The organism is Micromonospora sp. SD12 (assembly GCF_052068495.1).
In the GTDB taxonomy this organism is placed as follows: Bacteria; Actinomycetota; Actinomycetes; order Mycobacteriales; family Micromonosporaceae; genus Micromonospora; species Micromonospora echinofusca.
The window spans coordinates 12,910-36,571 of record NZ_JBQHDF010000029.1 but is presented as its reverse complement, the minus strand read 5'-3'; the positions used below and the strand labels follow the sequence as shown (position 1 = coordinate 36,571).

The 23,662-nt window shown below is 75.3% G+C and carries 25 protein-coding genes; 10 read left to right on the top strand and 15 right to left on the bottom strand.

The annotated features are described in order from the left end of the window. On the top strand, positions 1-887 hold an 887-nt coding region (locus ACTMS2_RS28630), incomplete at its 5' end, for a glycosyltransferase family 4 protein (RefSeq protein WP_441178161.1). A gap of 114 nt (positions 888-1,001) precedes the next feature. On the opposite strand, the gene ACTMS2_RS28625 is transcribed toward ACTMS2_RS28630, so the two are convergent. The 4 genes from ACTMS2_RS28625 to ACTMS2_RS28610 all read right to left on the bottom strand — a co-directional run bounded on the left by ACTMS2_RS28625 (position 1,002) and on the right by ACTMS2_RS28610 (position 6,371). Further along, positions 1,002-2,285 (bottom strand): citrate synthase, encoded by a 1,284-nt coding sequence (locus ACTMS2_RS28625; protein ID WP_441178160.1) that lies wholly within the window; start codon positions 2,283-2,285, stop codon positions 1,002-1,004. Positions 2,286-2,671: 386 nt separating this feature from the next. Beyond that, the gene (locus ACTMS2_RS28620; RefSeq protein ID WP_441178159.1) at positions 2,672-4,795 is read right to left on the bottom strand and encodes a sulfatase-like hydrolase/transferase; all 2,124 of its coding nucleotides are present in this window, start codon (positions 4,793-4,795) and stop codon (positions 2,672-2,674) included. After that, on the bottom strand, positions 4,788-6,212 hold the full coding sequence (locus ACTMS2_RS28615) for a class I SAM-dependent methyltransferase (protein WP_441178158.1): 1,425 nt from the start codon (positions 6,210-6,212) through the stop codon (positions 4,788-4,790). The genes ACTMS2_RS28620 and ACTMS2_RS28615 overlap by 8 nt, the downstream gene beginning before the upstream one ends. Positions 6,213-6,221: 9 nt before the next feature. Continuing rightward, the gene (locus ACTMS2_RS28610) at positions 6,222-6,371 is read right to left on the bottom strand and encodes a hypothetical protein (RefSeq protein WP_165947858.1); all 150 of its coding nucleotides are present in this window, start codon (positions 6,369-6,371) and stop codon (positions 6,222-6,224) included. A gap of 188 nt (positions 6,372-6,559) precedes the next feature. Between ACTMS2_RS28610 and ACTMS2_RS28605 the strand changes: the two genes are divergently transcribed. Next, a complete protein-coding gene (locus ACTMS2_RS28605) occupies positions 6,560-6,955 on the top strand; it encodes a VOC family protein (RefSeq protein WP_441178157.1) in 396 nt (131 codons plus the stop codon). A gap of 32 nt (positions 6,956-6,987) precedes the next feature. On the opposite strand, the gene ACTMS2_RS28600 is transcribed toward ACTMS2_RS28605, so the two are convergent. Further along, entirely contained in the window at positions 6,988-7,674 is a 687-nt protein-coding gene (locus ACTMS2_RS28600; RefSeq protein WP_441178156.1) for a helix-turn-helix domain-containing protein, read from the bottom strand. Positions 7,675-7,711: 37 nt separating this feature from the next. Here ACTMS2_RS28600 and ACTMS2_RS28595 point away from each other — a divergent pair, with 37 nt between their 5' ends. Next, the gene (locus tag ACTMS2_RS28595; RefSeq protein ID WP_441178155.1) at positions 7,712-8,563 is read left to right on the top strand and encodes an arginase family protein; all 852 of its coding nucleotides are present in this window, start codon (positions 7,712-7,714) and stop codon (positions 8,561-8,563) included. 117 nt (positions 8,564-8,680) lie between these two features. Here the strand turns inward: ACTMS2_RS28595 and ACTMS2_RS28590 are convergent, their stop codons facing one another. The 3 genes from ACTMS2_RS28590 to ACTMS2_RS28580 form a co-directional block, all read right to left on the bottom strand. Then, positions 8,681-10,126, bottom strand: coding sequence for a sensor histidine kinase (locus ACTMS2_RS28590; protein ID WP_441178164.1), 1,446 nt, complete (start codon positions 10,124-10,126; stop codon positions 8,681-8,683). 28 nt (positions 10,127-10,154) lie between these two features. Continuing rightward, a complete protein-coding gene (locus ACTMS2_RS28585) occupies positions 10,155-10,901 on the bottom strand; it encodes a response regulator transcription factor (protein WP_441178154.1) in 747 nt (248 codons plus the stop codon). A gap of 112 nt (positions 10,902-11,013) precedes the next feature. Next, positions 11,014-11,247 carry a hypothetical protein gene (locus ACTMS2_RS28580; protein ID WP_441178153.1) on the bottom strand — a complete coding sequence of 78 codons (234 nt, stop codon included), beginning with the start codon at positions 11,245-11,247 and terminating at the stop codon, positions 11,014-11,016. A gap of 171 nt (positions 11,248-11,418) precedes the next feature. Between ACTMS2_RS28580 and ACTMS2_RS28575 the strand changes: the two genes are divergently transcribed. The 3 genes from ACTMS2_RS28575 to ACTMS2_RS28565 all read left to right on the top strand — a co-directional run bounded on the left by ACTMS2_RS28575 (position 11,419) and on the right by ACTMS2_RS28565 (position 14,110). Further along, complete coding sequence (locus ACTMS2_RS28575) at positions 11,419-12,366, top strand: serine/threonine-protein kinase (RefSeq protein WP_441178152.1); 948 nt, start codon at positions 11,419-11,421, stop codon at positions 12,364-12,366. 86 nt (positions 12,367-12,452) lie between these two features. Next, positions 12,453-12,881, top strand: a complete 429-nt coding sequence (locus ACTMS2_RS28570) for an OsmC family protein (protein WP_089000686.1) — start codon at positions 12,453-12,455, stop codon at positions 12,879-12,881. Between the two features lie 386 nt (positions 12,882-13,267). Beyond that, complete coding sequence (locus tag ACTMS2_RS28565) at positions 13,268-14,110, top strand: hypothetical protein (RefSeq protein WP_441178151.1); 843 nt, start codon at positions 13,268-13,270, stop codon at positions 14,108-14,110. A gap of 42 nt (positions 14,111-14,152) precedes the next feature. On the opposite strand, the gene ACTMS2_RS28560 is transcribed toward ACTMS2_RS28565, so the two are convergent. From ACTMS2_RS28560 to ACTMS2_RS28540, 5 genes are all read right to left on the bottom strand, one after another. Beyond that, positions 14,153-14,686: an ATPase gene (locus ACTMS2_RS28560; protein WP_441178150.1), complete on the bottom strand. Its 534-nt coding sequence runs from the start codon at positions 14,684-14,686 to the stop codon at positions 14,153-14,155. A gap of 182 nt (positions 14,687-14,868) precedes the next feature. Beyond that, positions 14,869-15,315: a response regulator gene (locus ACTMS2_RS28555; RefSeq protein ID WP_357661952.1), complete on the bottom strand. Its 447-nt coding sequence runs from the start codon at positions 15,313-15,315 to the stop codon at positions 14,869-14,871. 68 nt (positions 15,316-15,383) lie between these two features. After that, positions 15,384-15,731: an STAS domain-containing protein gene (locus ACTMS2_RS28550; protein ID WP_441178149.1), complete on the bottom strand. Its 348-nt coding sequence runs from the start codon at positions 15,729-15,731 to the stop codon at positions 15,384-15,386. 86 nt (positions 15,732-15,817) lie between these two features. Continuing rightward, positions 15,818-16,870, bottom strand: a complete 1,053-nt coding sequence (locus tag ACTMS2_RS28545) for a cobalamin B12-binding domain-containing protein (RefSeq protein WP_441178148.1) — start codon at positions 16,868-16,870, stop codon at positions 15,818-15,820. Beyond that, positions 16,867-18,627: a PP2C family protein-serine/threonine phosphatase gene (locus tag ACTMS2_RS28540; protein ID WP_441178147.1), complete on the bottom strand. Its 1,761-nt coding sequence runs from the start codon at positions 18,625-18,627 to the stop codon at positions 16,867-16,869. Before ACTMS2_RS28540 ends, ACTMS2_RS28545 begins: the two co-directional genes overlap by 4 nt. A gap of 248 nt (positions 18,628-18,875) precedes the next feature. On the opposite strand from ACTMS2_RS28540, the gene ACTMS2_RS28535 reads away from it, so the two are divergent. Together ACTMS2_RS28535 and ACTMS2_RS28530 are read left to right on the top strand one after the other, a co-directional pair. Further along, entirely contained in the window at positions 18,876-19,223 is a 348-nt protein-coding gene (locus ACTMS2_RS28535) for an STAS domain-containing protein (RefSeq protein WP_441178163.1), read from the top strand. Between the two features lie 57 nt (positions 19,224-19,280). Then, on the top strand, positions 19,281-19,625 hold the full coding sequence (locus tag ACTMS2_RS28530) for an STAS domain-containing protein (RefSeq protein WP_441178146.1): 345 nt from the start codon (positions 19,281-19,283) through the stop codon (positions 19,623-19,625). Between the two features lie 67 nt (positions 19,626-19,692). Here the strand turns inward: ACTMS2_RS28530 and ACTMS2_RS28525 are convergent, their stop codons facing one another. Beyond that, positions 19,693-20,007, bottom strand: a complete 315-nt coding sequence (locus ACTMS2_RS28525; RefSeq protein WP_089000693.1) for a hypothetical protein — start codon at positions 20,005-20,007, stop codon at positions 19,693-19,695. 203 nt (positions 20,008-20,210) lie between these two features. Between ACTMS2_RS28525 and ACTMS2_RS28520 the strand changes: the two genes are divergently transcribed. Both ACTMS2_RS28520 and ACTMS2_RS28515 read left to right on the top strand, forming a co-directional pair. Then, positions 20,211-21,191 carry a DUF2267 domain-containing protein gene (locus tag ACTMS2_RS28520; RefSeq protein ID WP_441178145.1) on the top strand — a complete coding sequence of 327 codons (981 nt, stop codon included), beginning with the start codon at positions 20,211-20,213 and terminating at the stop codon, positions 21,189-21,191. 62 nt (positions 21,192-21,253) lie between these two features. After that, positions 21,254-22,048 carry a spermidine synthase gene (locus ACTMS2_RS28515; RefSeq protein WP_441178144.1) on the top strand — a complete coding sequence of 265 codons (795 nt, stop codon included), beginning with the start codon at positions 21,254-21,256 and terminating at the stop codon, positions 22,046-22,048. 182 nt (positions 22,049-22,230) lie between these two features. On the opposite strand, the gene ACTMS2_RS28510 is transcribed toward ACTMS2_RS28515, so the two are convergent. Beyond that, positions 22,231-23,532, bottom strand: coding sequence for an NAD(P)/FAD-dependent oxidoreductase (locus ACTMS2_RS28510; RefSeq protein WP_441178143.1), 1,302 nt, complete (start codon positions 23,530-23,532; stop codon positions 22,231-22,233). Between the last annotated feature and the right edge of the window lie 130 nt (positions 23,533-23,662).

The following is a 23,662-nucleotide window of genomic DNA, read 5'->3' as shown; positions in this document are numbered from 1 at the left end:
CCACCGAGGCCGGCCGGCACCAGGGCTGGCTGCCGGAGGAGATGAACCGCACCATCCACGGCGTCGAGCACTGGCTGGCCGGCGAGTCCGGCCGGGTCATCGTCTGCTCCGGCTACATGCGCGACGAGGTCACCGGGCTGTTCGACGTACCGGCCGGCCGGGTCGACGTGGTGCCCAACGGCGTCGAGCCGCACCGCTGGCGCGTCCCCGCCGCCGCCGTGGCGAGCGCCCGCGCCCGCTTCGCCGGGGACGGACCGCTGGTCACCTTCGCCGGCCGGCTGGTCTACGAGAAGGGCGTGCAGCACCTGATCGCCGGACTGCCCCGGCTGCGCGAGCGGCACCCCGGGCTGCGCGCGGTCATCGTCGGCGACGGGCCGTACCGCGCGGAACTGGAGGCCGAGGTGCACCGCCTGGGCCTCGGTGGCACGGTCAGCCTCCCCGGCTTCCTCGGCGGCACCGACCTGCCCGCCGTGATGGCCGCGTCGGACTGCTTCGCCGTGCCGAGCATCTACGAGCCGTTCGGCATGGTGGCCCTCGAGGGCGCCGCCGCCGGCGCGCCCCTGGCCGTCGCCGCGACCGGTGGGCTCGCCGAGATCGTCGAGCCCGGGGTGACCGGAATGACCTTCAAGCCGCACGACCCGGACGGGCTGACCGACGCCGTCGACGCGCTGCTGTCGGACCGGGACCGGGCCCGCCAGCTCGCCCGCCGGGCCCGCGTCATGGTGCACGAGCGCTACGGCTGGTCGGCCATCGCGCAGCGCACGGCCGCGGCCTACGCGGCGGCGATCGCCACCTCCGGGTCGTTCGCCGCCGAGCGGGTCACCCGGGGCCGCGCCGTGCCGTCGGTCGCCGAGGGCAACCTGCTGGCCGCCGCCGGCCTGCGCTGACGGCCGACGCGGGCCCCTGTCGATCCGGGGGTCCGCGCCGCCGGGCCCGACGACACGACGAAGGCCGCCGACCCCGTGCGGGTCGGCGGCCTTCGTCGTCGGTACGGCCGGGGCTCAGCGCTCCGAGAACGGGGCGTACGCCCGCTCGGGGGCGCCGGTGTAGATCTGCCGCGGGCGACCGATCTTGGTCTCCGGGTCGTTGATCATCTCGCGCCACTGCGCGATCCAGCCGGGGAGCCGGCCCAGCGCGAAGAGCACCGTGAACATCTTGCTCGGGAAGCCCATGGCCTTGTAGATCAGGCCGGTGTAGAAGTCCACGTTCGGGTAGAGCTTGCGGGAGACGAAGAACTCGTCGGCGAGGGCGATCTCCTCCAGCTGCATGGCGATGTCCAGCAGCGGGTCCGGCTTCGCCATCCGGCCGAGCACGTCCTGGGCCGCCTTCTTCACGATGGCCGCGCGCGGGTCGTAGTTCTTGTAGACCCGGTGGCCGAAGCCCATCAGCTTCACGCCGTCCTGCTTGTCCTTCACCTTGCGGACGAAGGACGCGACGTCGCCGCCGTCGGCCTGGATCTTCTCCAGCATCTCCAGCACGGCCTGGTTGGCGCCGCCGTGCAGCGGGCCGAAGAGCGCGTTCACGCCGGCCGAGACCGAGGCGAAGAGGTTGGCGTTGCTGGAGCCGACCAGCCGCACGGTCGAGGTGGAGCAGTTCTGCTCGTGGTCGGCGTGCAGGATGAACAGCATGTCCAGCACCTTGGCCATCACCGGGTCGACCTCGTACGGCTCCGCCGGCACGCCGAAGGTCATCCGCAGGAAGTTCTCCACGTAGCCCAGCGAGTTGTCCGGGTACAGCAGCGGCTGCCCGATCGACTTCTTGTAGGCGTACGAGGCGATGGTGGGCACCTTCGCCATCAGCCGCACGGTGGACATCTCGACGTGCGAGGCGTCGAAGGGGTCCAGGCTGTCCTGGTAGAAGGTGGAGATGGCGCTGACGGCCGAGGAGAGCACGGCCATCGGGTGCGCGTCGCGGGGGAAGCCGTCGAAGAAGCGGCGCATCTCCTCGTGCAGCAGCGAGTGCCGGCGGATGCGCTCGGTGAAGTCGGTCAGCTGCTGCTGGGTCGGCAGGTCACCGTAGATCAGCAGGTAGGAGACCTCCAGGAAGGAGGACTTCTCCGCGAGCTGCTCGATCGGGTAACCCCGGTACCGCAGGATCCCCGCGTCACCGTCGATGTAGGTGATGGCGGACGAGCAGGCCGCGGTGTTGACGAAACCGGGGTCGTACGTCGTCATCCCGGTTTCCTTCAGCAGCTTGCCCACCCCGATGCCGGCGGGGCCCTCGACCGCGGATTGCACCGGCATCGAAAGCTGCCCACCGGGGTGATCGAGCTTGACTTCCGTCATGTTTCCCTCGCTTCGCCGGCAGATCTGCGTTGAATTGCCTTCGCTTTTACCGTAATCACGGTCGAGGTGATACCGCCCGTCGTGGTTCGACGGTGAGGCATGCGTCACCCGTTTCCCGACGAGCGAGCCGAGAAACCCACTCAATCTGGACGCACAACCGCCAACCAGCCCCACCCCACAGCACCCCGCCGCCCCGCGCCACTCACGTTGATCATGAGGTTAGCGCCTACGGAAAGCGCATTCCAGCGCAGTGACCTCATGATCAACCTTGGGGAGGGCGCGGGAGGACTGCGCGGCCGAGCCGGAGCGCGGCAGGGTCGGGCCGGGACGCGGGGCGCCGGAGCGCGGGCTGGGCGGGGCAGGTGGGGCTGGGCGGGTGGGTGGGGTCAGGTCAGGGTCAGGCGGAGGAGGGTGTTGTCGCCGGTTACGCGGTAGACGGCGAGGCGGTTGGCGCCGGCGTGGAAGAGGCGGTCGTCGGCGAGCAGGGCGGCGAACCGGCGTCCGCCGGCGTCGCGGGGGACCACGGGGACGACCGCGCCGATCCGGCCGTTGACGGCGATCGCCAGGGGCGTGCCGTCGGGTACCTCGTCCGGCACGTCGCCCCAGACGGCGGCCGGCAGCCGCCCCGTGTCCGGGTCCACCGCGTCGTACGCGGCCAGGTCGGCGACCTCAGCGGTGCCGCCCGCCGGGCGGTCGCCGACGGCGGTGCCCACCAGCGGGTGGGGCGCGGGCGGCGGGAGTGGGGCCGGTACGCCGCCGGCCACGGGGGTCGGCTGGCCGGGGCGGTCGTAGAAGACCTTGCCCGCCTCCGCACGCGGGGCCTGCCGGGCGGAGCGGCCGTCGACCGGCCACGGGAGCCGGATGGCCGCCTCGTCGGCGATGGTGGGCAGCAGGTCGACGTGCTGCCAGTTCCGGTCGTCGACGCGCCCGGCGCGCTGGCCGGGGGCCTTGACGAAGGTCGGCACCCAGGCGACCTCGGCGGGGGCGGTCCGGATGGCGTCCATGCCCCGGCCCTGGGCGCCCGGGGTGAAGCTGACGCCGTGATCCGCGGTAACCACCAGCAGGGCCTGGTCGTAGAGGCCGGTGGAGCGCAGGGTGCGCAGGGTCTGGCCGATCAGCCGGTCGGTGTAGCCGAGCTGCGCCAGGTGCCGCCCGCGGGCCAGCTCCACCCATCCGGCGCCGTCGTTCGGCAGGTCCTCCGGGGCGTCGTAGCGCGCCCCCGACGGCAGGTACGCCCACGGCGAGTGCGGCATCAGCAGGTGCAGGAAGTGCAGGGTGGGCCGGGCCGCCGGCCGCAGCCCGGTGAGGAAGCTGGTGAAGCGGGCCGGCTGGTTGTCGTCCAGGCTGTCCCAGCGGAACTTCGGGTCCGCCGGCACCGGCTCGGCGGCGTCGATGCCCGCCTCCACGGCGGTGGGTTCGCGGTACGAGTCCTCCGGGTCCACGCGACTGTCGACCGGCGCGGTGATCTGGCGCAGCAGCCCGCCGGCCTGCCGGACGAGCACGCCCATCCCCTGTTCCGGGTCGACCGGCTGCTCGCAGCGGCTGGGCGGGCAGAGCCGGGTGATGCTCTCCTCGGCGCGCACGTCGTACAGGCCGCCAAAGGCGGTGAATAGGTTGTCGGGGTACTGCGAGTAGTGCGGCGCCGCCGCCCGCTGCGGGTAGCGGCCGGTGAGCATCGCCGGTAGCGCGTAGGGCGTCCAGCCGCTGACGCCGGTGGCGTTGCGGTACCAGGTGGAGCCGCCGGCCAGCTCGGCGAAGTGCGGGAACCGGGCGGCGTCGATCCGCCCGTCGGGGCCGAGCAGGGACACCAGGGGCAGCTCGTCGAGGACCAGCACGACCACCGGCGGGTGGTTGCCGGGCCCGGCAACCCCGGCGGCGCCGCCCTCGCCCCGGGGCAGCACCACCGTGGAGGTGGGCGAGGCGAACACGAACAGCCCCAGGAACACCAGCGGCCCGGCCGCGGCCAGCCGCAGCGCCCGGCCGGGCGCGCGCCACCGCCGGTGCGCGGCGGCCCCGGCGGCCCCCGCCACCGCGGCGAGCAGCAGCAGCGGTACGCCCCGCAGCGGCGTGCCGTGCCGACCGACCTGCACCGCCAGCGCGGCGAGCAGCAGGCCGACCACCAGGGTGTGGGTCGCCGAGCGGGCGGCGCGGCCGGCCAGCCGGGACAGCGCGCCGAGCACCGCCACGGCGGCGGTGGGCACCAGCGCGACCAGTGCCACCAGCAGCAGGATCTCCCGGCGCTCGGCGCGGTGGAACAGGAAGAAGTCGGGGCTGCGCCCGAGGACGTCCAGCAGCGGCTGGGTGACCACGAGCCCGACCAGCCCGGCCACCTCGGCCAGCCGGCCCAGCTCCGTACGCCAGCCACCCGGCGCACGCCTGCCCGGCCCGGGCAGGGACGGCTCGGACAGCGACGGTTCACCGGCCGGGTCGGGCCGGACGGTGGGGGCGGCTCGGCCGGCGGGGTCGGACGCCGGTGACGCGGCGGACGCTTCGGGGGTCGGCTCAGCCACCCACGACCGCCGCGTAGAGCGTCCGGGTGCCCGAGGGCAGGTCGAGTCGCCGCGTGATCCGGCAGCGCGCGGCGAGCAGCCGCTCGAACTCGGCCGGCCGGTAGTCGGGGAAGAGCCCCTCGGGCTTGTTGGCCAGCAGCCGCCGGGTCATCGGGTCCCCGGGGTGGACGAACTCCACCACCAGGCGGGCGCCGGGGGCGGCGAGCCCGACCAGCCAGTCCAGCACCTCGGGCAGCGGTACGTTGCGCCCGATCGCCAGGTGGTGCACGACGGCCAGGGCGAGGACGACGTCGGCGTCGGCCCGGTCGGCGAACGAGGCCCGTTCGACGCCGCGCCAGCCGCCGCCGGGCGACGGGTCGGCGAGGTCCATCACCAGGGGCAGGATCCGCCGCTCCCCTGCCGCGCGCAGGTCCCGGTAGAGCCCGTCCACGACGCCCGGGTCCTGCTCGACGGCGACGACGTAGTCGGCGTGCCGGGCGGCGAGGCGGGCGTACCGGCCGTCGTTGGCGCCCAGGTCCAGCGCCAGTCGGGGCCGTGGACCGTCGGCCAGCGCATCGGTGACGAAGCGTTCCTTCGCGGCCCGGTCGTCGGCCGTGTACGCGCAGGTGCGCTGGTAGTCCACCCAGTGGCTGGCCGCCGGGCGGGGCTCCAGCCGCCGGACGAGCTTCTCGATCCCCCGTACGGTGGCCAGCGCCAGCTCACGGGAGTAGCCGGCCGCCCGGAGCTGGGAGCGGACGTCGGTGGTGCTGGCCCGGGCGTTGCGCCGCTGCATCGCGTCGTGCAGGTGCACGTGGGTGGGCACGCCGGGCAGCAGCCGCCGGGCGCCGCCGAACAGCCGGCGTATCTGGTCGGGCTCGATGCCGTCGACCCGGGCGCGCAGCCACGGCTGGAAGTCCAGCCCGAGGTGGGCGCCGAGCATCAGCGGGTAGAGCAGCGTCTGGCAGAACTGCCGGTACCCGGCCCAGGGCTCGCCCTCGCACGCCGGGGTGAACGAGCCGACGTCGATGAACACCGGTTCGACGCCGCGCCACTGGAGGTTGTAGGCCGAGCCGTCCTTGGTGGTGAACCCGGCCGGCAGGGCCTCGCGCAGGATCTCCAGGTGCAGCAGCGCGGCGTCGCGCAGCATGGCGAAGGACCACTCGTACGGGTGGGAGACGAACGGGATGCGCTCGTGGCGCAGGACGGCGGCCCACCGGTCGACCGACGGCACGGCCGGCGACTCGACCGCCTCGGTGCCGCACACCTTGCCGGCGGCGAGCAGCGGCGGGAAGAACGCGCTGGCGCTCAGCGCGCGCCACTCGCCGGCGGCCTGCTCGTCGAGCCCGCGCAGCACGTCGCCGTCGAGGTGGAAGACCCGGTTGGCGGGGTCGCGGAAGGAACCTGGCTCGGCGCGCAGGCCGGTGCGGGAGTTCGCCATCGGCCGGGGTCAGCGCTGGTCGGTGGGCTGACGGCGGAACCGGTCGACCAGTCGCCGCCAGTAGAGCTTGGCCGCCACCGCGGCGCCGGCCACCCCGCCGACCACCGCCTGCACGATCAGGCTGCCGGACCCCGCGTCCAGGTAGGCCAGGTGTTCCACCGACCGCTCCTTCCCTCGCGTATCGAGATCGGCGTACGCGGACAGGACCCCTTGGGGGATTTGCCCGGAAAGCCGGAGTTGTCTGACACGCTACGCCGATCGTCCGGCTCGTGCGGCCACACCCGGCACTCCGCCCGGCGTCCGTTTCGTTCAAGACCACCGCCGCCGGCGGCCCTACCGTGGGGGCCATGACACCGACGCTCGACCTCATCGGCCTGGTCAGCACCAACCTGCCCCGTTCCCTCGCCTTCTACCGGCGGCTGGGCCTCGACATCCCGGCCGACGCCGAGGCCGACCCGCACGTGGAGATCACCCTTCCCGGCGGCCTGCGGCTGGCCTGGGACACCGTCGAGACCATCCGCGCGTTCGACCCGGACTTCAGGCCTGGGAGCGGCGGCGGGGCCAGCCTCGCCTTCCGGTGCGCCGATCCGGCGGAGGTCGACCGGCTCTACGCGGACCTGGTCGCCGAGGGGCACAAGGGCCACCTGCCCCCGTGGGACGCCTACTGGGGTCAGCGGTACGCGGTGGTGCTCGACCCCGACGGCAACGGCGTGGACCTGTTCGCCCCGCTCCCTGGTGCCTGAGCCGGGCAGGGACCCCGCCCCACGCGGCCGGCTCAGCGGGACAGCAGGGCGGTCGGCGGCACCCCGGCCAGGTCCCGCACGTCCCGGGTGAGATGGGCCTGGTCGGCATAGCCACAGCGGGCCGCCACCTCGGCCAGCGGCGTGCCGGCGCGGGCCAGCGCCAGCGCCCGCCGCATCCGCAGGATCCGGGCCAGCGTCTTCGGGCCGTACCCGAACAGGTGCCGGCAACGGCGGTGCAGGGCGCGCGGGTCGAGGCCCGCCCCGGCGGCGGTCGCGGTCACGGTGGCGCCGGCGGCCAGGGCGGCGGCGACCCGGGTCCCGAGCGGATCGGGCCCGCCGGCCGCGCCCAGCCGCCGTACGGCGATCTCCGTCAGCGCGGCGGCCGGGGCGGCCTCCACCCGCCGGGCCAGCCGGGCGGCCTCCCGCTCGCCCCACAGGTCGGCGAGGGCGACCCTGCGGTCGCGCAGCTCGACGGCCGGTACGCCGAGCACGGCGGGCCCGGTGCCCGGCGGGAACCGCAGGCCCACCCAGCGCTCCGCCAGACCGCCGCCGCTGAGGTGCGCCCTGCGGTCCGGCCCGGCCACCAGCAGCCCGACGCGGCTCGACCAGAGCAGGTCGACGCAGCCGTCGGGGAGCACCCGGGTCGGGGCGGCGCCCGCCGTCGTGACGCTGGTCCAGAGCACCGCGCCGGCGAACCCGGCCGGACGTTCCCGGTACATGCCGCTCAGCCTGCCACGGCCGGGCTAGCCTCCGGGTGTGCGATGGTCGGTGCTGGACGCTCCCCTCGACTCCTCCGGACGCGGCCGGGGCGAGCACCGGGCGCCCGCCGCGCTGCGGTCCGCCGGGCTGCTGGGCCGGCTGGGTGTGGCCGACGCCGGCGCGGTGGACGCCCTGATCACCGACCCGGTACGGGATCCGGAGACCGGGGTGATCGGCGTCGACCAGCTGCGCCGCGCCGCCCGGGCGATCGCCGTACGGGTGACGACGCTGATCGGCGCCGGGCGGCACCCGTTGGTGCTCGGCGGCGACTGCGCGATCCTGCCGGGCATCCTCCAGGGGCTTCCCTCCGGCTTCGACCTGTGGTTCCTCGACGCGCACCTCGACTTCGAGGACGGCCGCACCTCGCCCACCGGCGAGGCGGCCGACATGGACCTGTCGATCGTCACCGACCACGGCCCGGCGGGGGTCCTCGACCGGGAGGGACCGCTGGTCGACCCCGACCAGGTGCACGTGCTCGGCCACCGGCCGCTCGACCGGGCCGTGGACGGCAGGGAGGCCTCCCGGCTCGACCCGGCCGTGCACCTGGTGCCGGCCACCCGGCTGCGGGGCGCCGGCGCGGCGGAGCAGGGCCGGGACCTCGCCGTCGGTACGACGCCGACCTGGCTGCACCTCGACCTCGACGTGCTCGACCCGCTCGTGCTCCCGGCGGTCAGCTACCCGGAGCCCGACGGCCTGGACTGGGCCGACCTGATCGCGCTGGCCCGACCCATGGTGCGCTCGGGTCGGTTGATCGGGATGAGCGTCACCGACTTCAACGCCGACGAGGACCCGGACGGGCGGCACGCGGAACGCATCGGGCAGGCCCTCGCCGAGCTGCTGGCCGACTGAACGCGCCTGTCGTTCGCCGCGGGGGCGGCCGGCTGTGGCGTCGCGGACGCGACCGACAGGGAACTCCGCAGCGCGGGCGGGCAGCGCGGCGACGGTCCCGGGGGCGGGTGGGCGCGCTCAGGCGTCGGTGGTGGCGCCCGGCAGCCGGACGGTGAACACCGTACGCCCCGGCCGGCTGTCCAGCCCGACCGAGCCGTGGTGGGCCTCCACCACGGCGGCCACGATCGCCAGACCCAGGCCCGTACTGCCGTGCGCCCGGGACCGGGAGCTGTCGCCCCGGGAGAAGCGCTCGAACACCTCGGCCCGCAGCGCCGGCGGCACCCCGGGCCCGTCGTCCGCGACGTCGAGCACGGCGGCGTCGCCGGCCACCCGCAGGGTGGTGGTGACCGTCGTGCCGGGCGGGGTGTGCACGCGGGCGTTCGCCAGCAGGTTCGCCAGCACCTGGTGCAGCCGGGCCGGGTCGCCGGGCACCCGGACGACCACGTCCGGCAGGTCGAGGCGCCAGTGGTGCTCCGGCCCCGCCACGTGCGCGTCGCCGACCGCGTCCACCGCCAGGGCGGACAGGTCCACCGGCTCGACCGCGAGGGGGCGGCCCGAGTCGAGCCGGGCCAGCAGCAGCAGGTCGTCCACGAGGCTGGTCATCCGGGCGCTCTCGGACTCGACCCGGCGCAGCGCGTGGGCCACGTCGGGCGGCACCTCGTCCCGGCCCCGCCGGGCGACCTCGGCGTACCCCCGGATGGCCGCCAGCGGGGTGCGCAGCTCGTGGCTGGCGTCGGCGACGAACTGGCGTACCCGGGTCTCGCTGGCCTGGCGGGCGGCGAGCGCGGCGCCGACGTGCCCCAGCATCCGGTTGAGCGCCGCGCCCACCTGCCCGACCTCGGTGCGTGGATCGGTGTCGGCTGCCGGGACCCGCACCGACAGCGCCACCTCACCGCGGTCCAGGGGCAGCTCGCTGACCCGGCCGGCGGTGGCGGCGACCCGGCGCAGCGGGCGCAGGGTCGCCCGCACGATCAGGGCGCCGGCCCCACCGGCGACGAGCAGCCCCGCGGTGGCCACGCCGGCCTGCGCGGCGACCAGCCACCACACGGTCTCCGACACGCCCGACAGCGGCAGGCCCAGCACCCGCACGGTCCCGCCCGGAAACTGGCGTGCCACCACCCGGTAGTCGCCGCGCCCGCCCAGCTCACGGGTGCGGGGCCGGCCGTCCGTGGGCAGGTCCGCGAGGTCGGCCAGGTCCTCGGCGGGGGCGGCCTGCTCCTCCCGGCCGGCCAGGATCCAGGCCCGTACGACCCGGCCGTCGACCACCTCGGCGGCGACGGTCCCCGGCGGCAGGCCCCGGGGGATCCGCGCGTCCGGCCCACCGGTGCCGCCGCGCGGCCACTCGGCGGGCACCGGCCCGCCCCACCCGGGGGCGGCGCGCATCGGCACCAACTGCTCGTCGACCCGGTCGATCAGGAAATGTCGCAACGCGACCGTGGTGATCCCGCCGATGGCGACGCTGACCAGGGCCAGCAGGGCGACCAGGATGAGTACCAGGCGGGTCCGCAGCGACAGCCCGGCCAGCCGGCGGCGCAGCCGGCCGGCGGAGCGCTCACTCCGCCGGTCGAAGGACATACCCCGCGCCGCGCAGCGTGTGGATCATCGGCTTGCGACCCGCGTCGATCTTCTTCCGCAGGTACGAGATGTACAGCTCCACCACGTTGGCCTGACCGCCGAAGTCGTAGTGCCAGACCCGGTCGAGGATCTGCGCCTTGCTGAGCACCCGGCGCGGGTTGCGCATCAGGTAGCGCAGCAGCTCGAACTCGGTGGCGGTGAGCGTGATGGGGCAGCCGTCGCGGGACACCTCGTGGCTGTCCTCGTCGAGGCTGAGGTCGCCGACGGTGAGCACCGCGTCCGGGCGGGTCGCGACGGCGAACCCCGAGCGGCGCAGCAGCGCGCGCAGGCGGGCGACGACCTCCTCCAGGCTGAACGGCTTGGTGACGTAGTCGTCGCCGCCGACGGTCAGCCCGGCGATCCGTTCCTCCACCGCGTCCCGGGCGGTCAGGAAGAGCACCGGCACCGTGGGGGCCTGCTCGCGCAGCCGGCGCAGCACCTGGAAGCCGTCCAGGTCGGGCAGCATCACGTCGAGCACCACGGCGTCCGGCTGGAACTGCCGCGCCGCGTTCAGCGCCGACGTGCCGTCGCCCGCCGTACGCACCTGCCAACCCTCGTAGCGCAGCGCCATCGACAGCAGGTCGGCCAGGGTCGGCTCGTCGTCGACCACCAGCACCCGCACCGGTTCCCCGTCGGGGCGGCGCAGCTCCACGCGGCCCGCTGCGGCCCGCCCGTCCGTCACCATGGCCCCCATCGTGCGCCGGCCCGCTGGGCCCGACTTGTGCGCCACCTGTGTCCCACCTGTGCGTCGCCCCGGCCCGCTCACCGTCGGGCGGCCAGGTGCCCGACGCGCGTACTCACTCGGTCATGCCGACCGGGTAGGTGTGCACGAAGCGCATCGTCCAGGTGCCGTCGCCGGCGGGATGCTCGCGCCGGTAGAGGTGGTCCGGCCCGCCACCCGGGGCCGGTCCCGGGCCGTCGGGGTGGCGCAGGATCCAGTGCGCCGGCGGCGCGCCGTCGGGCTCGGCGGGCACCGGCCGCACCAGGTCGTGGGCCGGGCCGCCGACGAAGCGTACGGTCACCTCGCTCATCCGCGCGCCCGCCTTCCCGCGTACCGCCTGACATCCGGCCCTGGCTCGCAAGCTACCGCAGCGGGAGGCGGCCCCGCCCCGAACCGACGGCGGTTTGCCCTGATCGGAGCCCGGGTACCGCAGCGTTGGCGCCCTGTCGCGGGACGGGCCACGAGCGACAGGGAGCAGTCGATGAGAACGCTGGACGGGCGATACCGGCTCGAACAGCGCATCGGCATCGGCGGCATGTCGGAGGTCTGGCGGGCCCACGACGCGGTACTGGACCGGCCGGTCGCGGTGAAGGTCATGTCCCCCGGGCAGGAGGGCCAGGACACCTCTGTGGAGCGCATCCGCGCGGAGGCCCGCTCCGCCGCCCGGCTGGTGCACCCGAACGTGGCGTCCGTGCACGACTTCGGCACCTGCGGGACCGGCCCCGAGGGCCAGGTGCCCTACATCGTCATGGAACTGGCCGAGGGCGAGACGCTGGCGGCGCACCTGCGGGCCGGGCCGCTGGACTGGCGCATCGCCGTACGGGTCTGTGCCGAGGTGAGCGCCGCGCTGGCCGCCGCCCACGCGCACGGCATCGTGCACCGCGACGTCAAGCCGGCCAACGTGATCCTGACCCCGGCCGGCGTGAAGGTGCTCGACTTCGGCATCGCCACCCCCTCCGGCACCCCCGACCGGTCCCCGGAGGGGATGGTGGTCGGCACGCCGGCCTACCTCGCCCCGGAGCAGCTGGAACGGGCGCCCGCCACCCCCGCCGCCGACATGTACGCCCTCGGCGTCCTGCTCTACTACTGCCTGACCGGTCGGCTGCCGTACCAGGCGGGCACCACGACCCAGCTGCTCGGCGCCCGGCGGCGGCAACCGCCGCAGCCGCTGCCGGAGATCGAGGGGCTGCCGCCGGAGGTGGCCGACCTGTGCGCGTCCTGCCTGGCCGACGACCCGGTCGAGCGACCGTCGAGCCTGATGGCGGCGCTGCTGCTCGCCGAGGCGGTGGACGCCCGGGTGTACGTGCCGCTGCTCCAGTCGGCCGTGCCGCGCCAGCGTGTCGGGACGATGTCGCCGTGGACGGAGCGGGCGGCGGCCGAGGTGACCGAGGCGGCCCCGCTGCCCGACTGGTCCACCCGGGCCGGCTGAGCTGTCCCCGGCCTTCCCGCCGGCCGCCTGCGGTTTCACGGCCCGGGGGCCGGGTAGCCGGGCGGCTGAGCGACGGGAGGAACGCGATGCCGGAATCGAGCTCCTGGCTGAACGAGACGGCCACCGCGACCGCCGAGGGCGGCCACGTACGCACCGACGACGGGAGCCTCTCCACGGCCCTGGCGTCCCCGCTGGCGCCGCACTGCTCGGGGCTGACCCCGGAGCAGTTGCTCGCCGCCGCCTTCGCGTCCTGCCTGCACCACGCGGCGGTGGAGGCGGCGGGCGAGATCACCGACGAGGCGCACACCGTGCAGGTACGCGCGGAGGCGAAGCTCGGACGCGACGACGACGGCCGGTACCGGGCCGACGTGCACGCCTCCATCTCCTCGGCGGGACTGAGCCGGCAGCAGCTCGCCGAGCTGGTCGAGCACGCCGACCGCCTGTGGCCCTTCTCCAGCGGCGACGGCAGCCGGCACCGGCTCACGGTGACCCCGGCGGAGAACGGCCGGCACTGACCGGCGCGCGCGGCGGGACGACGCCGGAGGAGTCACGGCACCGGCCCGGACGGCAGCCGGCTCCGCCGCGCGGGATCGTGCGGGGGCGCGCGGGATCGTGCGGGGGCGCGCGGGATCGCCCCGGGGACGACCGGTGGTCGTCCGGGCGGGGTGAGGCGACCTCCACCGTTCGGTGGAGGTCCGGCCGAGCCAGGGCATCCCCGTCCATGATCGACTTTTGATCCGATTACCTCCCCCGTATCGGATATACACGGAAGATCAGACAAGGGCAGATGGCGGCGTTACTGCTTCGCCGGGCGTAATCGGCCCGCAGATCGGCGCAAATTGTGGCGCATGCCACCAAGCAGGCCGATGGCAAGACGCGCTCGCCTTTCTAGCCTCGGCGGGTGCACCCCGACGACCCCACCGACAAGAAGCCGACCCAGGATCGACCGTCGGCCCGTACGGATGATCCCGCCTCGACCGAACGGACGATCGGCCGTCATCGCGCCGCGCAGCGGCGGCGGCGCGGCGGCCGCGCCCTGCTCGCCTCGACCCCCGTGCGGGTCGCCCTCGCCACCGGTGTGACCTGCTGCCTCGGCGTGGCCGCGTTCGCCGGCGCGCGCGAGGACGCCGACGCCACCCGGGAGCCCGTGGCCGAGGCCCTGGCCGAGCGGGCCGTCGACGACGGGCGCGCCTCGCGGTCCCTGGACCGGGCCGTCTCCCCCTCCCCCACGCTCAGCCCCAGCCCGACCCCGAAGCCGACCCCCTCGGCCACCCGCAAGGTCCCGCGCAAGCCGGCCCCGCCGCCCCGGCCGCGCCCGGTCGCCGGGCTCACCCAGGCGCAGATGGACAACGCCAAGACCATCGTCGACGTGGGCGTCGAGCTGAAGATGCCCCGCCGCGCGCTGGTCGTCGCCGTGGCGACCGCGATGCAGGAGAGCCGGCTCTACAACCTCGCCAGCGACGTGCTCCCGGAGTCCAGCCGGTACCCGCACCAGGGCAGCGGCGCCGACCACGACTCGGTGGGCCTGTTCCAGCAGCGCCCGAGCAGCGGCTGGGGCACGGTACGCGAGCTGATGCGCCCGACGTACGCCGCGCAGGCCTTCTACGAGGCGCTGCGGGACGTGCCGGGCTGGCAGCAGATGAGCGTGGCCGGTGCCGCCCAGGCCGTGCAGGTCTCGGCCTTCCCCGACGCGTACGCCCAGCACGAGGAGCTGGCCACCACGGTGGTCGCGGCGCTGACCTGACGGTCCGCGAGGACCGTGCGCGGCCCGGACGCACGCGGAGGGTCAGCGGATCCCGGCGCGGCCGCCCGGCGGCTCGCTGGGGGCCTCCGCGCCGTTACGGTCGGCGATCCGGGTCGCCGGCACGCCGGCCGCGGCGGTCGGGGTCTCGGCGGGGACCGGTTCGACGGTCAGCCCGTCGAGGATCCGGTCGACCCGGGCCTCGCGCCGGCGCCGGGCGAGCAGCGCCTCCTCGAACTCCCGGCGGGCCTGTACCGCCTCGGCGTAGACGCGCTCGCGCACCTGGCGGGCCTCCTCCCGGGCCGCGTCCAGCTCGACCCGCGCCCGGGCCAGCAGGTCCACCGCCTCGCGATCGGCGTCGTACGCGCCGCGCGGGGCCCGGTCGGCGCCGCCCAGGTCCAGTCGCTGGAGCAGCCCGCTCAGCGCCGTCGCCTCGTCACGGATCTCGTCCCACTCCCGCCCGGCCCTCGCGGCGCCCTCCGCGCGGGCGGCGAGCCGGGCCAGCCGGATGCCGATCTCGTCGAGGCAGGAGTCGACCTGCCGCTGGTCGTAGCCGTTCTCAACGACGGAGAACCTCATGCTGTCGCCCCCCAGGCAGCTGGTGTTTCCTTCCCCACCCTGGATCCTCGGCGCTGGGGGCGGCGCCGGAGGGGGTTCGGGAAAAATGTTCACCATGCGGACACGCCGGAGCGCCGGGCGAGCCGTGGAAGGGCCGGCGGGCGACCGGGTTCACCCAGGCGACTCGGGAGCGCTCGGGCGCCTCAGGAGCGCTTCGGGAGCACGACCACCCGGCCGAAGAACTCGTCGATCCGCCGCACCACGTCGTTGAAGTCGTCCAGGTCGATCGGCTTGGTCACGTAGGCGTTGGCCTGGAGCGTGTAGCTGCCCACGATGTCCGTGTCGGCGTTGGAGGTGGTCAGCACGACGATCGGGATCGTACGCAGGTCCTCGTCGCCCTTGACCTCGCCGAGCACCTGCCGCCCGTCCATCCGGGGCATGTTCAGGTCGAGCAGGATGACGTCCGGCCGCCGGGCGTCCGTGTGCCGCCCCTCGCGGCGCAGGAACTCCATCGCCTCCTGGCCGTCGCTGACGACGTCGATGACCTTGTCGACGTCGGAGTCCGCGAGCGCCTCCTCGATCATCAGAACGTCACCCGGGTCGTCGTCCACCACCAGGATGCGAACCGGACTCGGGGTGTCTACACCCATCACTACCTGCTTCGTGTCGGTGGAACGGAGAACCGCGGGGCGCTCTGCGCCGGCGGAAATCTAGCCCATCAGCCGGCGGAGCGCGTCGTCGGGTCCGCCCTGCCGGGGTCGTACCGGAGCACCTCCGCCAGCCCGGTCACCTGGAGCACGCGGTCGACCCGGCCGGTGGCGCCCGTCAGCCGCAGCCACCCGCCGTCGGCGGCCACCCGGTTGTCGCCCCGGACGAAGGCGGCGATGCCGGTGGAGTCGCAGAAGGTCAGCTCGGTGAGGTCCACCAGCAGGCGGCGCTCGCCGGCGTCGACCAGCCGGTCGATGGCGGCGTTGAGCTCGGGCGCCGTGCTCAGGTCGAGCTCACCGGCCAGCCGCAGGCGTGTCGTCCCGCCGTCGCGGTCGGCGCACGTGACGGTGAACGTCACCCCTGGTCCCCCTCGCTCCACCGCAAGGCGGATGCTTGCAGTGAGGCAAGTATAAGCAGGGGTGCCGGCGGCGACCGCACCGGCGCTCAGCGCACCCCGGCGCCGCCGAGCCTGGCCAGAGACGACCCGGCCGCCCCGAGGAAGCGCGCGGCCCGGGGGAAGTCACGCAGGACCCGGCCGTAGTGTTCCAGAGTCGACCCCAGCGTGGGAGCCGGCACACCGCGGCTGGTGAGGATCTCCACCAGCCAGTCGACGAACTCCGTGAACAACGTGGCGTCGTCGACGTAGAGCGCGGCGGCCAGGAAGTCGACGATGTAGCCGAGGTCGCTGACCGTCGAGTCCATCTGGCTGGGCGTGTAGTCGCGCGTCCCCGGGTCGCGTTCGCGCAGTTCCGCCAGCGCCCCGTCGATCAGCTCGCCGCGCCGCTTGAGCAGGCTGGTGTACTCGTCGTCGGCCAGGTGACTCAGCTCCGCCGACGGGACGCGGCGCAGCGTGCGCTCGTCGGCGATCAGGTCGGCCGCGCTCGGGGCACCGGGTGCCCAGGCGACGCCGAGCTTGCGGGCCCAGCGCCCGTCCACGCCGAAGCCCCGGCCCCCCACCACCACGGGGACGTCCACGCGGCGGCACGCCTCGATCATGCGGTGCGCGTGCGGCAGGCGCATCGGCAGCGCGCAGGCGAGCGCGACCGCGTGGGCGTCGTGCCGGTGCAGGTAGGACACCAGGTGCGGGGCGGGAACGCTCGCGCCCAGGAAGGTGACCTGCCAGCCCCGCAACCGCAGCACCTCGGCGACCAGCCGGGGCGGCAGGGCGTGCCACTCGCCGTCCATGCAGGCCACCACGACCCGCCCGCGCGTCGGGCGCGGGTTCACGTACGCCGCGACCGCCGCCACCACCCGCTCGCTGATGTGCGTCGCGGCGTGCTCCTGGGCGACGCTCCACTCGTTGCGCGCCCACCGCTCCCCCACCTCGGCCTGCGCCGGGGCGACCAGGTCGAGCAGGACCCGCTCGGCGGGCACGCCCGCCTCGAGCAGGCCGACGGCCACCTCGATGGCGGCGTACTCGTCGGCCTCCTGGAGGCAGTCCAGGTATGCCGGCCAGGCGCCGGCCGGGAGGATCCCGGCGGTCGGGGCGGCGGTCACGGGTGGGTCCCCCTCAGCTCGGCGGTTCCGGTCGCGTCGGGCACCGCGTGCAGGTGCCGGGGCGTACGCTCACCCGGGCCGGTCGCGCGCAGCGCCAACACGGCGATGTCGTCGTGGTCGCCGTGCGCCAGCCAGTCGCAGGTCACCTGCTCGACGCGTTCGGCCAGGGCAGGGGCGGGCATCCGCTGGCAGCCGCCCACCGCGTGGATCAGCCGTTCCGTGCCGAACTGCTCGTTGCCGCGGCGGCCACCGCGGGCCTCGGTCACCCCGTCGCTGTAGAGCAGGCAGGTCTCCCCCGGCTCCAGCCGGACGGTGACCTCGCCGATGCGGGGATCGGGGACCACGCCGACCAGCATGCCCGACAGCGGGACCGGCTCGACCTCGCCGGAGCCGCGCAGCACCAGCGGCGGCAGGTGCCCGCCGCCGGCCATGGTCAGGGTGAGCCCACCCTCGCGGTGCGGGCGGACCACGCCCAGCACCATCGTCGCGAACCGCCCCTGGCCCTGCGCCTGGCTGGTCTCCAGCAGCGCGTCGTTGAGCAGCTTGAGCAGCCGCCCCGGCTGCGACTCGACCCGGTGCAACGCCTGGAGGCACTGCCGGAGCTGGCCGGTGAAGACCGCCGCCTCGACGCCCTTGCCGGAGACGTCGCCGAGGAAGAACACCGAGCCGCCGTCGGCCAGCCGGTGCGAGCCGTAGAAGTCGCCGCCGATGCGCAGGCCCGCCTGGGCCGGCCGGTAGGCGGTGCCCCACTGCACCCCGGTCGCCTCCGCCGGCTCCACCGGCACCAGGCTCGCCTGGAGCGTGTCGGCGACCTCGGCCTGGTCGCGGTAGAGCAGCGCCGTGGTCAGTGCCGCCCCGGCCCGGGCCGCGAAGGCGCGGACCAGGTCCACGTCGGCCTCGTCGTACCAGCGGTCGAGGCGCCGCGCGACCAGCAGCACACCTGCCGGGGCGTCGCGACCGGGCAGCGGCACCACCCGCGCGCAGGACTGCGCCGCGGTCAGCCCCGGCAGCCAGCCGGCCTCCACGGCCTGCTCCACCAGCCAGTCGAGGGTGTGCGGTTCCGCGCCGTCCAGGCCCTCGGTGATCGCCGCCGGCAGGTCGACGGCGGGCAGGACACCGCTGTCGACCATCGGGGCGTCGTCGTCGGTGCGGGCGGCCCGCCACCAGCGTGCCCGCCCGGAACGGGGCGCCAGCACCAGCACCGCGACCTCCGCCAGCGTCGGCACGGCCAGCCGGACGACCGCCGCGGCCGCCCGGTCCGGGTGCAGCGGGTTGCCGAGCTTCTCGCCGACGACCGCCAGGAAGGCCGAGCGGGCCCGCTCGGCGAGCAGCGCGTCGGCACGGGTGACGCTCTCGGTGACGTCCTCGACGTACCAGCAGCAGCGGGCGGCCGACAGCGGCACCTGGCGCGCGCGCAGCCGACGACCGTGGTGGGTGAACTCGGCGTCGGCGGCCAGCCCCGCGATGCCGGCCGCCGCGAGCAGCTCACCCGGGGCGACCTCGGGCAGCAGCCGCTCGGCCACCGGGCTGACGTGCCGGACCACGCCCTGCGCGTCACAGACGACGAGGCCCTCGCGGAAGTGTTCGACGATCTCGGACCAGTCGGGTGCCGCGTGCTCCCGGTCGGCCGCGAGCACGGGCAGGGTGGGTGCCGGGCGTGCCGGGGCCTCGGCTCTCCACGCCGTGGCCCGTGCGGCACCCGATGCGGAGATCCGTCCGTCGCCGGGATCTGAGTCCCGGACGTCGGCAGCAGTCACCAGCTGAGCCCCACTCCTTGTCGACACCCGTACCACCGTGAGGCGGCGCATGTGGTCAAATCTCTGCACCCACCCTACGCCCGTGGGCCGCGAGCGCCACCCGACGCCCGTCGCGCGGGCGGCGTGCGCGTGCCGGGCGGGACCTGCCGGGGGTTGTTACGATCCCCTCACCCTCTGCCCCTCGCAGCCTGCGGAAAGGCGTGATCGTGCTGTCCCGTCGGAGCCAACCCGAGGCGACTCCGTTGAGCATGACCGTCGACCGGTCGGATCCGGCTGCCACGCTCATCCGGGTCGGGGGCGACCTCGCCTACACCACCGCCGGGCCGCTGCGCGCCGAGGTCGACCGGGTGCTCGCGGACGCTCCGGCGACCCTCGTCCTCGACTTCTCCGACCTGATCTTCATCGACAGCACCGGCCTCGGGGTGATCGTGCACGCGTGGCGCGAGGGGCAGCAGTGCGGCACCGCGCTGCGGCTGCACGCCGTGCCCCGGTTCCTGGAGACGATCCTGGACATGACCGGCGTCACGAGCCTGCTCGACCGGCCGCTCGGCGAGGGCCCGACGGCCCCGACCGAGGGCGCCGCCGGCACCGCCTGACGCGACCCACCGGCCCCCGGCTTTGCGCGCGAGCCCTCGGCTGGGACCATGGGGGACATGCCCGCCCAGCTGTTGACCATCGAGGTGACCCGGCTCGACGCCGGGCGTGCCCGGCTCCGGCTGTCCGGTGAGCTGGACTTCGACACCGCCCCGGAACTCGTCGCCGCCGCCGCGGAACTGCGCCGCGACGGCTACCAGGAGCTTCTGTTCGACCTGAGCGCGGTCAGCCTGTGCGACTCGTCCGGGCTCAGCGCGTTCCTGACCGTTCACCGCGGCGGCACGGGCGCCATCCGGCTCCGCGGGGTCGGCCGCCAGCTCCAGCAGCTGCTCGACCGCACCGGCCTGACCGAGCTGCTCGCCGTGGAAGGCGCCACCGACGGCGACGTCCGCCGGGCGGGCTGAGGCCGGGGCCTCCCGCCGAGGGGTGGCCCCCGGCCCTGGGACCAGGGGCCGGGGGCCGGAATGAGGATCAGGGCGTGGTGAGCGGTTGCAGCCGGGGCCCGGTCGTCCGCAGCTGTCGCGTCGACGGCGGCTCGGCGTCCTCCGGTGGGCCGGAATCGGGAGTCTGGAAGAGATAGCGGACGAACACCCCACCCGCCTCGTTGTCGTCCGCTCCGGGCCACTGCCCGATGCAGTCCACCCCGACCACCTCGCGGCCCGAGCCGTCGCCCTCCTCCAGCAGCGCCCACAGGCTCACCGGGTAGCAGCGGGTGTCCTCGGGCGAGAGGCGCCAGCGGGCGTACCAGCCGGGTCGGGCGGGAACGATCTCGACGATCCTCTTCATCACGACCTGTCCTTCCGCGTTCTCGGAAGTTCTCCGGTCCGCTGCGATCGTCGGCTCCCGCCGGGTGAGCACCCCTCACCCCCGCCGGATGAACCTCCGCCGGGGCGCCCCCGGCCCGACGGGCGGCGTCCGTTTCGGTGCCGGCGACGACGGGAAGGCGTCGGGTGGAAGCGAGGGAACACCAGCGGAAGCGAGGTGTCACCATGCGCAAGCAGATGGAGGGCGACAACCAGCGCCGCCGCGCGCTGGCCCGCCAGGCCCGCGAGCGCGGCATGCAGGCCAGCGAAACCGGCGCCAGCCTGAGCGCCTCCAAGCAGTTGACCCACCTGGAGCAGGGCAAGCGTGCCGGCCCGCCGCCGGCCGGCAGCCGCCACAAGCCGGACAGCACGCGGGGTGGGCCGGCCCCGCCACCGGCGGGCGTGCCGGAGTCCCCCCGCCCGCTGCCCGACCGGGGGCCGGGCCCGCCGGACGGGACCGCGCTGGGCTACCACGCGCTGGTCGACGACGTCGTCCGCCGTACCGGGGCCGACTTCCGCACCGCCAAGGTGGGGGTCGAGTCGACCGTGCTGGTCCTCGCGTTCGCCCTCGGCGAGGCGGAGCGCCAGCGGCTGCTGGCGGCCGTGCCGAGCAAGCTGCACGACGTCGTACCGGTGGACGGCATCCGGCGCCGGCAGGACCTGGCCGGCTTCCTGGCCGAGGTGGGCCGCATCAGCGGCCGCACCCCGGAGCAGGCCCGCTACCACGCGGAGGCGACCGTGGCGGCGCTGGCCGACCACGACGGCGACCTGATCGAGTCACTGCACGTGCCGGACGGCCTGCGTGACCTGCTGGAGCCGCCGTCCGTCGGCGGCGGGGTGGTCGGCGCGGTCGGTGCGACGCCACCGCTGAGCGAGGCGGAGCTGCGCGAGGCGCTCGACGGGCTGCCGTACTGGTCCGGCGACGGCGACGCGCTGACCCGGACGATGGAGCTGCCGGCGGACAACCTGGACCGGGTGCTGGACCGGATCGACCGGCTGCGGCAGGAGACCGGTCGCGGCCCGCGGATCGGCCGCCCGGACCCGGGCACCGCCGTGCTGACCGTACGGTCCCGGCAGGCCGACGCCGTGACCGCGATGGACGTCGACCTCGCCCACGCCGTGGACGACGCGATCGACGAGGCGGGCGCCGGCATGGCGTCCGGCTGACCGGGGCGCGGGCCGGCGGACGCCAACCCGCCGGCCCGCCCCGGCTCGGCTAGCCTGCCGGGATGGAGCCCTCCGACGCGCCCCGCCTGGAGCTGGTCGTCGACCCGGCGCGCCCCACCGGGCGTACGCTCCTCGCCGCCGGCGTCGAGCAGTCCTACGTCGACGTGTCCGACCCCCGCCACCTGCACTTCGAGTACGTACGGCGGATGGCCGCCGTGGTCGACCTGGCGGCCCCGCCCGGCCGGGCGCTGGACGTGCTGCACCTCGGTGGCGGCGCGCTGACCCTGCCCCGCTACGTGGCCGCCACCCGGCCCGGCTCGGCGCAGCTGGTCGTGGAGCGCGATCCGGCCGTGGTCGACCTGGTGGCGCGGGAGCTGCCGGCGCTGCCCGCCGGGGTCGACGTACGGGAGGCCGACGCCCGGGACGCACTGGGGCGGGCGCCCTCGGCCGGCTACGACCTGGTGCTGGCCGACATCTACCGGGCGGCGCGGATGCCCGCCCACGTACGCAGCGTCGAGTTCGTCACCGAGGTGGCCCGGACGCTGCGTCCCGACGGCGTGCTGGTGGTCAACGTGACCGACCTGCCGCCGCTGGTCCTCGCCCGGGTCCACGCGGCCACCCTGCGGGCCGTCCTCGCCGACGTCTGCCTGGTCGCCGACCGCCGGATGCTGCGCGGGCGGCGCTACGGCAACGTGGTCCTCGCCGCCGCGGCGCTCCCCGGGCGGCTGCCGGTGGCCCGGCTGTCCGCCCGGGTCGCCCGGGATCCGGTGCCCGGCGGGGTGCTGCACGGGGCGGCCCTGGACGCGTTCGTCGCGGGCGCCCGTCCCGCCACCGACGCCGCCCTCGCCGCGCGCTGAAGCCCCCCGAACCCGCCGCCCTGGCCGCCCGCTGAAGCCCCTCGGCCCTGCCGCCCTCTCCGGCAGGGAACGTCAGTCCCGGCGTGCGCGACGGCCCCGCCGCCCGCCCGTGCGCTGCCCGCACCGCAACCGGTGGCGCGACGAGCGCCACGGCCTGGCGGGGTGATCCCGGCCGGTGCGGGTCAGCGCGCCCGGACGGCCACCTCCGGCGAGGAGCTCTCCAGCGGTACGGCGTTGGCCGGCACCAGGCCGAGCTGCACGGCCGGGCGCGGCAGGGCGGCGTCGAGCATCCAGTCCGCGCCCACCCGGACGCGGTTGCCCGGCATCGCCAGCAGGTGGTAGCCGCGGGTGACCGCCTTGGCGGGCAGCCCGGACAGCGACACCTTCAGCGGGTTCGCCGCGGCGTCCTTGCCGCCCAGGTCGACCACCCAGCCCAGGTCGTGGTGCTTGTACGGCCTGCGCCGCCCCTGCCCGTAGGAGGCGGCGATGTTGTGCGCGGCCAGTTTGCCCTGCCGCTGCGCGTGCTGCGCCGTCATGGCGCAGATCTGCCCGGGCCGGGCCAGGTCCGGCACGGCGGCCGCGTCGCCGCACGCGTACACCTCGGGGAAGCCGGGGACGTTGAGGTACTCGTCGACGACGAGGCGGCCCCGCTCGGTGCGCAGTCCCAGCTCGGCGACGAACGGGTCGGGGCGCACGCCGACGCACCAGACCAGGGTGCAGGTGGGCACGTAGTCGCCGTCGGTGAGCGTGACCCCGTCGGCGGTGGCCACGGCGACCGAGGTGCCCATCCGCACGTCCACGCCCCGGCGGCGCAGCACCCGGTCGGCGGTCTCCGACATCCGCTTGTCCAGCTCGGGCAGCACCCGGGGCGCGACGTCGAGCAGCATCCACTTCGGGCGGATCTTGAGGCGGGGGCGTTGGGAGACCAGTTCGTCGGTGAAGAGCTGGCCGTGCGCGGCCACCTCGGTTCCGGTGTAGCCGGCGCCGACGACCACGAAGGTGGCGCGTGCCTGCTGCTCGGCCGGGTCCTCGGTCTGCTCGGCCAGCTCGATCTGCCGGACGACGTGGTCGTGCAGGTAGAGGGCCTCGGGCAGGCCGCGGAAGCCGTGCGCGTACTCGGTGACGCCGGGGATCGGCAGCAGCTTGTTGACGCTGCCCACGGCCAGCACCAGCCGGTCGTACGCGATCCGGTTGCGGTCGCCCTCCGGCTGTGTGAAGCCGACCCAGCGGTTCTGCAGGTCGACGTGGTCGGCCTCGCCGATCAGCACCCGCACCCCGTCGAGCGTCCCGGTCAACGGCACGGAGATCCGCCGGGGCTCCACCACACCGGCGGCCACCTCGGGCAGCAGCGGCAGGTAGAGGAAGTAGTCGGTGGAGTTCAGCACCACGATCTCGGCCCGGCCCCGGGCCAGCCGGCTCAACGTCTTCGCCGCGTGGTAACCGGCGAAACCGGCCCCCACGATCACCACACGAGGTTTCGTCATTGCGGCCCCGTTCCCACCCGGCAGCGGGACAAACGTGGCGACACGGACGAATCAACACGCGGCCCACGGCGCCCGGAGGCCAGGCGTGGGCCCGGCGGGGGTCGGACGCGGGGCCGGGCAGCCGACAGCG

What these genes read in the sequence shown, in the direction of transcription:
- ACTMS2_RS28575 (WP_441178152.1), top strand. Translation starts at nt 11,419, where the DNA reads ATGAGAACGCTGGACGGGCGATACCGGCTCGAACAGCGCATCGGCATC.
- ACTMS2_RS28560 (WP_441178150.1), bottom strand. Translation starts at nt 14,686, where the DNA reads ATGAGGTTCTCCGTCGTTGAGAACGGCTACGACCAGCGGCAGGTCGAC.
- ACTMS2_RS28625 (WP_441178160.1), bottom strand. Translation starts at nt 2,285, where the DNA reads ATGACGGAAGTCAAGCTCGATCACCCCGGTGGGCAGCTTTCGATGCCG.
- ACTMS2_RS28515 (WP_441178144.1), top strand. Translation starts at nt 21,254, where the DNA reads ATGGAGCCCTCCGACGCGCCCCGCCTGGAGCTGGTCGTCGACCCGGCG.
- ACTMS2_RS28510 (WP_441178143.1), bottom strand. Translation starts at nt 23,532, where the DNA reads ATGACGAAACCTCGTGTGGTGATCGTGGGGGCCGGTTTCGCCGGTTAC.
- ACTMS2_RS28530 (WP_441178146.1), top strand. Translation starts at nt 19,281, where the DNA reads ATGCCCGCCCAGCTGTTGACCATCGAGGTGACCCGGCTCGACGCCGGG.
- ACTMS2_RS28585 (WP_441178154.1), bottom strand. Translation starts at nt 10,901, where the DNA reads ATGGTGACGGACGGGCGGGCCGCAGCGGGCCGCGTGGAGCTGCGCCGC.
- ACTMS2_RS28570 (WP_089000686.1), top strand. Translation starts at nt 12,453, where the DNA reads ATGCCGGAATCGAGCTCCTGGCTGAACGAGACGGCCACCGCGACCGCC.
- ACTMS2_RS28580 (WP_441178153.1), bottom strand. Translation starts at nt 11,247, where the DNA reads ATGAGCGAGGTGACCGTACGCTTCGTCGGCGGCCCGGCCCACGACCTG.
- ACTMS2_RS28535 (WP_441178163.1), top strand. Translation starts at nt 18,876, where the DNA reads ATGACCGTCGACCGGTCGGATCCGGCTGCCACGCTCATCCGGGTCGGG.
- ACTMS2_RS28600 (WP_441178156.1), bottom strand. Translation starts at nt 7,674, where the DNA reads ATGTACCGGGAACGTCCGGCCGGGTTCGCCGGCGCGGTGCTCTGGACC.
- ACTMS2_RS28615 (WP_441178158.1), bottom strand. Translation starts at nt 6,212, where the DNA reads ATGGCGAACTCCCGCACCGGCCTGCGCGCCGAGCCAGGTTCCTTCCGC.
- ACTMS2_RS28605 (WP_441178157.1), top strand. Translation starts at nt 6,560, where the DNA reads ATGACACCGACGCTCGACCTCATCGGCCTGGTCAGCACCAACCTGCCC.
- ACTMS2_RS28555 (WP_357661952.1), bottom strand. Translation starts at nt 15,315, where the DNA reads ATGGGTGTAGACACCCCGAGTCCGGTTCGCATCCTGGTGGTGGACGAC.
- ACTMS2_RS28520 (WP_441178145.1), top strand. Translation starts at nt 20,211, where the DNA reads ATGCGCAAGCAGATGGAGGGCGACAACCAGCGCCGCCGCGCGCTGGCC.
- ACTMS2_RS28525 (WP_089000693.1), bottom strand. Translation starts at nt 20,007, where the DNA reads ATGAAGAGGATCGTCGAGATCGTTCCCGCCCGACCCGGCTGGTACGCC.